Consider the following 1,955-nt stretch of genomic DNA (forward strand, 5'->3'; position numbering starts at 1 on the left):
TGCGGCGCCGCCAGTAGAGTGTGAAAAGCAATATTTCGAACGACTCAAAAGTGTTTAGAGAAGCCGGGGCGATTCACTTCCTTGTTGGTAGCGGTCGGTAAAAATGACTCCTTGCTGGAAGACGGAGTAATTTCTGCTCTTGCTAGTATTGATCTTGATTATCCGCTCCAGGCCAACGCTATCATGTCGTGATTAAGCATAATGAGCAGTCCTCCAAGTATTTGCCGGTCAAGAATGAAAATCATGCCCCCATAGCCGCGCTACACTTCGCTCTTATGAGAGAATGGCTAAGCTACGACCAAGACGGTGCTTGACCATAATGCGCATTCTTCAGAGCATCGCTGAGCAGCAAGCAATACCAGGTCGCATCGGGGTGGCAGCTCGTGCCGTCTGTGTGTTCAAGGAAGCTTGCAACCTTGCAGTAGCTGGGGTCAGTGAGATCGTAGGGTACATCTATGTAGATGCTGCCGTCATATCCCTCTACCCAGCCTGACCAACTTATCCCCGAACACTCGCACCACCCAATGCCTACTGAATCAAGAAAGGCGATGAGTTGATTGCGCACCGGCATTAGCTCCCAGGGGCTATCCTTTTCGAGTACGCATTCATTATCATCCTGCGAAAGGGAATCTGGGACATAATCGAATTTCACAAACAATACATCTCGTTGTTTGTCTATGGATATATGATCGATAGGCTTTATTAACATCGGCATGAATCAGTACCCCCTAAGGATTTTTGCAGACAATAGCTTTTTGTTCGTGTCAGTTCAATTGTGATTTTAATAATTGTCGTAACCCATCGTCTCCACATCAAAAATTAATGAAAACCATAAAAACTAAGGCTTCTAGAATACGCCAAAACGAGTAACAAGGTTTATTCATTTGGATAGGGGGTAAAATAAAGTCGATTTATAAACTTTGCTTGATTTTCAACATGTCTGTGAAGATACTGAAATGGTTCATGCTGACTATATCCAAGGGGAAAGATAGTGAATCGTAGTTTCACGCTAGAATGTAAAGAAAGCCTATCTGAGTTCATTCAGGGGCATTATGAGAAGCTTAAAAATGACATGGGCTGGGACCTTTTATTCTGTCGGTACGAGAATATGTATGCGCCACGTTACCCCATCGCTTTCTTCGGTCTTAACCCTGGAGGGGGGGCTTGCGAGATCAATACAATCTCTGTCGAAGGGAAGTGTGACTACTACAACGGGGAATGGATAAAAGATGCAAAGGGTATGGCCCCCTTGCAACAGCAAATGCAAGCCTTATACACGCTGATTGGCAATGAAGTAGGGGCAACTCATGAGCAGCTTATGGATGGTTCACTGATGACCAACCTTATCCCTGTTCGTTCACGTAACTGGGCTTCATTGGTAGGCAGGCAAGCATGGATTGAGCATAGCCGTCTCATCTGGGCTGAGCGCATTAAGCAGGTTCACTGCAAGCTCTACATAGCAATCTCACGCACGTCTTTCGAGGAGTTGCATGGCCATCTAATCGCGCAAGGGTTCAAACTGGTTGGTGAGCAGATCAATGAAAAGATAGGTTGGGGTCGGGTAAGATATCAGGTACAGCGTTACGAGTGCGATGGGCAAGCATCTCTATTAGTCAGGCTCCCACATTTGTCGACCTACAAAATCTTTAGCCGCCCAGCTTGCCAACCGGCAATTGATCGCATCATGGCGGCAATCTCCAGTGTCTTAAAAGAGTAGCTTTCCTCCCAAAGGGGGTTGCTGGCAGAATTCCCCCTTTTGGCCTCACATGCCTGTCACGAGTAGAGTGTGGATACCTATGTTAGACATGGAAAAATTTGTACTGATCCGTAAAACAGTGTGTGAGATAGCGGGAATAGAATGCTCACCAGTATCTGCAGGCACCGTCAGTATGCTAAATTGAGTCGTATGTGTAGTGGTCAACTAAATCCGGACACATAGTTAAGCCGCTTTTCGG

The 1,955-nt window shown here is 46.2% G+C and carries 2 protein-coding genes; one reads left to right on the plus strand and one right to left on the minus strand.

Going from position 1 to position 1,955, the window contains the following annotated elements; genetic code table 11:
• Nucleotides 1-292 precede the first annotated feature (292 nt).
• On the minus strand, nucleotides 293-658 hold the full coding sequence (locus tag AACR77_RS04095) for a hypothetical protein (RefSeq protein ID WP_156133351.1): 366 nt from the start codon (nucleotides 656-658) through the stop codon (nucleotides 293-295).
• 333 nt (nucleotides 659-991) lie between these two features.
• On the opposite strand from AACR77_RS04095, the gene AACR77_RS04100 reads away from it, so the two are divergent.
• On the plus strand, nucleotides 992-1,717 hold the full coding sequence (locus AACR77_RS04100) for a hypothetical protein (RefSeq protein WP_042879916.1): 726 nt from the start codon (nucleotides 992-994) through the stop codon (nucleotides 1,715-1,717).
• Nucleotides 1,718-1,955: the final 238 nt, after the last annotated feature.

Source organism: Aeromonas sp. ZOR0002, assembly GCF_963866995.1.
GTDB lineage: Bacteria > Pseudomonadota > Gammaproteobacteria > Enterobacterales > Aeromonadaceae > Aeromonas > Aeromonas caviae.